Source organism: Phenylobacterium sp. (assembly GCF_031412415.1).
Taxonomy (GTDB): Bacteria; Pseudomonadota; Alphaproteobacteria; order Caulobacterales; family Caulobacteraceae; genus Phenylobacterium.
This window is the reverse complement of the sequence record NZ_JANOCX010000179.1, coordinates 1-5026: the sequence shown is the minus strand read 5'-3', so window position 1 is coordinate 5026 and position 5026 is coordinate 1. Positions and strand designations below refer to the sequence as shown.

Below are 5026 nucleotides of genomic sequence, written 5' to 3'. Positions count from 1 at the left end.
TGGGAACGATTTAGCGCTTCGTACGCAAGCGTACAGCCGAAGTCGCCCAGATAGGACCACTCCAGCGGTATCAAAGATGATCGGATCACCATTGAGCTTCCATGCCCCTGCGGCCATGTCCTGGGCGTAGGTCGCGACCTGCTGTTGATCAACGGGCGCCTCATTGCGCACTCGCTTCAACAACTCGGCCGCCTCGGCAGGCTCGATGTTCCGAACCTCGTGAGTTAGCAATTTCCGCCCGGATTGAACTTCTGAGAGCGCGGTCATTAAGGAAACCTCCATCGATTGATGCAGGCTATTCATTCTGTTGCGCGGTGCAAGCAGCTTCGTGCACCCTGACGAGACGACATTTATGTCTTGCTGGTATGAGCAATATTAACTGCGATAACAGTATGTTACGGGAGCGCAGAGTGCGACACACGTGTCGTGTTGCACGCCTTGGAGCAAGATGACTTGGAAATTTCAGACGGCCCTACTGCCCGCTTCGGGGTCCTCGATGGGCCGTGTTGTTGCTCGAAGACGAGTGTATGATAGTCACTAGAGCGCTATATCGAGCGCTCCTGTATCGGGCGAGATAGTCGATTGCCCCCTACAGCTTCCCCTTCCGGAACCGCTCCGCCGCCTCGGCCCGCGCCTCCGCCTTCACCCGCTTCACCGCCCCACGATCCACCTCTTCCCCCGGCGCCGTCAGCGCATCGTTGGCGAACTCCAGGTCCAGCATCTTCAGCCGCTTGATCTCGTCGCGCAGTCTTGCGGCGGTCTCGAACTCCAGGTTGGCGGCGGCTTCGCGCATCTTGGCTTCGAGGTCGCGCAGGGTGGTCTTGAAGTTGTCGCCCAGGAACGGCTTGGAGCCTTCGGCCACGCCGACCGGGACCAGGGGGCGGTCCTTCTCGTAGCCGCTGGCGAGGATCTCCTTGATGGAGCTCTTGATGCTCTCGGGCGTGATGCCGTGTTCGAGGTTGTAGGCCTCCTGCTTCTCGCGGCGGCGTGAGGTTTCGTTAAGCGCGCGCTCCATGCTGCCGGTGACGCGGTCGGCGTAGAGGATGACCTGGCCGTCGACGTTGCGCGCGGCGCGGCCGATGGTCTGGATCAGGCTGGTCTCGGAGCGCAGGAAGCCTTCCTTGTCGGCGTCGAGGATGGCGACCAGGCCGCACTCGGGGATGTCGAGGCCCTCGCGCAGCAGGTTGATCCCCACCAGGGTGTCGAAGGCGCCCAGGCGCAGATCGCGGATGATCTCGATCCGCTCCATGGTGTCGATGTCGGAGTGCATGTAGCGCACGCGCAGGCCCTGCTCGTGCATGTACTCGGTGAGGTCCTCGGCCATCTTCTTGGTGAGCACGGTGATCAGGGAGCGGTAGCCCTTGGCCGTGGTCTGGCGGACCATGTCGATGACGTCGTCCACCTGGCTGAAGCCGCCGGTGGTGACCGGGCGCACCTCGACCGGGGGGTCGATCAGGCCGGTGGGGCGGATCACCTGCTCGGCGAAGACGCCGCCGGCGCGCTCCATCTCCCAGTTGCCGGGGGTGGCCGAGACGTGGACGGTCGCCGGCCGCATGGCGTCCCACTCCTCGAACTTGAGCGGGCGGTTGTCGAGGCAGGAGGGCAGGCGGAAGCCGTATTCCGCCAGGGTGAACTTGCGGCGGTAGTCGCCGCGGTACATGCCGCCGATCTGGGGCACCGACTGGTGGCTCTCGTCGACGAACAGCAGGCCGTTCTCGGGGATGTATTCGAAGAAGGTCGGGGGCGGCTCGCCGGTGCGGCGGCCTGAGAGATAGCGGCTGTAGTTCTCGATGCCGGCGCAGGAGCCGGTGGCCTGGATCATCTCGATGTCGAAATTGGTCCGCTGCTCCAGGCGCTGGGCCTCCAGCAGCTTGCCGTTGGCGACCAGCCAGTCGAGGCGCTCCTTCAGCTCGGCCTTGATGGAGATGACCGCCTGGTTGAGCGTCGGGCGCGGGGTCACGTGGTGGCTGTTGGCGTAGATCTTGATGCCGTCGAGGTCGGCGGTCTTCTTGCCGGTCAGGGGGTCGAACTCGGTGACCGTCTCGACCTCGTCGCCGAACAGGCTGATGCGCCAGGCGCGGTCCTCGTAGTGGGCGGGGAAGATCTCGATGGTGTCGCCGCGCCGGCGGAACGAGCCGCGCTCGAAGGCCGCGTCGTTGCGCTTGTACTGCAGGGCCACCAGGTCGCCCATCAGCCGCTTCTCGTCGATCTTCTGGCCGGGCTCCAGGGTCATGGTCATGGCCGTGTAGGTCTCGACCGAGCCGATGCCGTAGATGCAGGAGACCGAGGCGACCACGATCACGTCGTCGCGCTCGAGGATCGCCCGGGTCGCCGAGTGGCGCATCCGGTCGATCTGCTCGTTGATGGATGAGTCTTTCTCTATGTAGGTGTCGGTCCGCGGGACGTAGGCCTCGGGCTGGTAGTAGTCGTAGTAGGAGACGAAGAACTCCACCGCGTTCTCGGGGAAGAAGCTCTTCATCTCGGAATAGAGCTGGGCGGCCAGGGTCTTGTTGGGCGCCAGGATCAGGGCGGGCCGCTGGGTCTGCTCGATCACCTTGGCCATGGTGAAGGTCTTGCCGGAGCCCGTGACCCCCAGCAGGACCTGGTCGTGCTCGCGGCCCTCCAGCCCGGCCACCAGGTCGGCGATCGCCGTCGGCTGGTCGCCGGCGGGTTCGTAGTCGCTGACGAGCTTGAACCGCTTGCCGCCCTCCGACTTCTGCGGCCGCGCCGGGCGGTGGGGCTTCCACAGCATCGGCATGGTGTTCTCGTCATAGTCGAAGGCGGCCGACATGTCGGCGACGCCGGCGGGGACGGTGGGTTCGGCGGAACGGGGCATGAACGCCAAGGTAGGATTGATCATGCCCGGATGCTAGCGCCCCGATGCGCCCAAAACTGTCAGCAGGATGGCGGGGGCAGATCTCGCCTCAAATTGACACTGTGTGACACACAGTATACGTCACACAGTATGGCGACGGACGACGACATCTTCGAGGCGCTTCGGCTTGAACTGCGGCGGGGATCGCTGATCCTGGCGGTGCTGGGCCAGCTGCGCGGCGAGCACTACGGCTACACCCTGCGCAAGGCCCTGGCCGACAGCGGCGTGGAGATCGACGAAGGCGCGCTCTATCCGATGCTGCGCCGGCTGGAGAGCCAGGGCCTGCTGACCAGCGAATGGCGCGAGGAGGAGAAGCGGAAGAAGCGCTTCTACACCCTGTCGCCCCAGGGCCAGACGGTCCTGATCCGCCTTGTCGCCGAGTGGCGCGAACTGAACGCCTCCCTCAACCGAATCCTGAAGGACGACGCGTGATGGATCTCATCGACCGCTATCTGGGCGCCGTGAAGCGCGAGCTGCCCGAGGGCCAGCGCGAGGACGTGGCCGCCGAACTGGGCGACGTGCTGCTGTCGCAGCGCGAGGAGCGGGAGGCCGAGCTGGGCCGCGCCCTGACCCGCGAGGAGACCGAGGCGATGCTGGTCGGGTTCGGCCACCCGCTGGTGGTCGCCGGGCGGTATCGCAAGGTCCAGCACCTGATCGGGCCGGAGATGTTTCCGTTCTGGTGGTTCGCCCTGAAGCTCACCTTCGCCACGGTGGGCGGGGTCTATCTGGTGCTGGTCATCCTGCGGATCCTGGCCACCGAGGATGTGGCGCGGGGCCTGAGCCGGGTGCTGCCGTCCGTGACCCACGGTGCGCTGTTCACCTTCGGCGTGGTCACCCTGGTCTGTTTCCTGCTCGAGCGATCGGGCCTGGACCTGTCGAAGCGGTGGCGGCCGCGCGACCTGCCGCCCAGCGGCTCGGCGACCCGGTCGCGGTTCGACCTTTCCACCGACATCGCCATGGGCGTGGTGTTCATCCTGTGGTGGACCGGCGCCATCGAGTTCAGCGCCATCTTGCGCCACGACGGCTATCCGGTGGTCGGGATGGCCCAGGTCTGGCGCGACCTCCATGCCCCGATCCTCGCCTACGCCGTGGCCAGCCTGGCCGTGAGCCTGGTGGAGTTCGTGCGGCCGGCCTGGGTGACCCCGAACCGGCTGCTGAGCGTGGGGCGGCATCTGACGGCCGCGGCGATCCTGGTGGTGTTGTTGCGCTCGGGGCCCTGGGCGACGGTGAGCGCGGGCGCGGAGAGCGCGCGCCTGCTGACCAGCGTCGAGCTGGCGATCCAGATCGGGTTGTCCGCCGGGCTGGCGGCCAGTCTGTGGGGCGCGGGGCAGGGCCTGTGGCGCCTGGCGCGGGGCGCGCGCGCCTAGCGGCCCTTCTCCGCCCGGCGCTCCAGGACCTCGCACTTGGCGGGGGTCACCACGGGCCAGGGGCCGGGGTCGGACCCGATGCGGCGGGTGGCCTCCTCTGGGGTGATGCGTTCACGCGCCGCGAGTTGGGCTGCGGCCCGGTCGGCGAAGCCCCGGCCCGATCGCATGGCGACATCGAAGCGCGCCCGGGCGTCAGGATCGTCGCGGCGGCGCAGGGCCGGGCCGCCGGAGCCCAGGGAGACATTGGCGGCGCTGCGGTCCCAGTTGCTGGGGAAGGCCGGCGTGGCGCGGAGATAGCGCTGCATGGCGCAGGCCTGTTGCACGCGCCAGGCCGGCGCGGCGGCGGCCTGGGCGGTAGAGCCCGCGCCGACGAGAATCAAAACTGCGACCGCCTGCTTCAGCATCGTCGCCAGCTACGATCAGAAATACGGCGCGCCCGTGGCGGCGATGGCGATGACCGCGACCAAGACCGCCAGGGCGAAGGTGACGTGAAGCACGGCGAACTCCCCCAGAATCGCTTCCTGTACGGATGCAATTCTGGGGGAGCGCCCGACCGCCCACATGACCTATCCGGACTATGCCCAATAGGGGAAAGCGGCCCGGGGTCCTCGCTCCAGGGGCGAGGACCCTGTGGCTATTTGTCGGCCGCCTTGCTGACGGCCGTGCCCACCGCCGCGCCGGCGACGGCGCCGACGGGTCCGCCGACCACGGCGCCTGTCGCCGCGCCCGTGGCGGCCCGTTGCTCCACATTGTGACCGCAGGCGGCGAGGGTGAGGGCCAGGCC

General features: G+C 67.3%; 6 protein-coding genes. 3 read left to right on the top strand and 3 right to left on the bottom strand.

The window, feature by feature from the left end:
• The coding region (locus RMO04_RS08690; RefSeq protein WP_309644389.1) for a hypothetical protein at window positions 1-267 on the bottom strand (267 nt) is incomplete at its 3' end.
• A 322-nt stretch (window positions 268-589) separates the two neighbouring features.
• Window positions 590-2836, bottom strand: coding sequence for an excinuclease ABC subunit UvrB (gene uvrB / locus RMO04_RS08685; RefSeq protein ID WP_405041475.1), 2247 nt, complete (start codon window positions 2834-2836; stop codon window positions 590-592).
• Between the two features lie 129 nt (window positions 2837-2965).
• Between uvrB and RMO04_RS08680 the strand changes: the two genes are divergently transcribed.
• Both RMO04_RS08680 and RMO04_RS08675 read left to right on the top strand, forming a co-directional pair.
• Window positions 2966-3307 carry a helix-turn-helix transcriptional regulator gene (locus tag RMO04_RS08680; protein WP_309644388.1) on the top strand — a complete coding sequence of 114 codons (342 nt, stop codon included), beginning with the start codon at window positions 2966-2968 and terminating at the stop codon, window positions 3305-3307.
• The gene (locus tag RMO04_RS08675; RefSeq protein ID WP_309644387.1) at window positions 3307-4242 is read left to right on the top strand and encodes a hypothetical protein; all 936 of its coding nucleotides are present in this window, start codon (window positions 3307-3309) and stop codon (window positions 4240-4242) included. Before RMO04_RS08680 ends, RMO04_RS08675 begins: the two co-directional genes overlap by 1 nt.
• Here RMO04_RS08675 and RMO04_RS08670 read toward each other — a convergent pair.
• Entirely contained in the window at window positions 4239-4547 is a 309-nt protein-coding gene (locus tag RMO04_RS08670) for a hypothetical protein (protein WP_309644386.1), read from the bottom strand. The genes RMO04_RS08675 and RMO04_RS08670 overlap by 4 nt on opposite strands.
• On the opposite strand from RMO04_RS08670, the gene RMO04_RS08665 reads away from it, so the two are divergent.
• On the top strand, window positions 4546-4734 hold the full coding sequence (locus tag RMO04_RS08665; protein ID WP_309644385.1) for a hypothetical protein: 189 nt from the start codon (window positions 4546-4548) through the stop codon (window positions 4732-4734). The two genes, RMO04_RS08670 and RMO04_RS08665, sit on opposite strands and share 2 nt — an antisense overlap.
• The last annotated feature ends 292 nt before the right edge of the window (window positions 4735-5026 follow it).

Coding starts and splice junctions, on each gene's coding strand:
- RMO04_RS08665 (WP_309644385.1), top strand. CDS start 4,546: ATGGCGCAGGCCTGTTGCACGCGCCAGGCCGGCGCGGCGGCGGCCTGG.
- uvrB (WP_405041475.1), bottom strand. CDS start 2,836: ATGCCCCGTTCCGCCGAACCCACCGTCCCCGCCGGCGTCGCCGACATG.
- RMO04_RS08675 (WP_309644387.1), top strand. CDS start 3,307: ATGGATCTCATCGACCGCTATCTGGGCGCCGTGAAGCGCGAGCTGCCC.
- RMO04_RS08670 (WP_309644386.1), bottom strand. CDS start 4,547: ATGCAGCGCTATCTCCGCGCCACGCCGGCCTTCCCCAGCAACTGGGAC.
- RMO04_RS08680 (WP_309644388.1), top strand. CDS start 2,966: ATGGCGACGGACGACGACATCTTCGAGGCGCTTCGGCTTGAACTGCGG.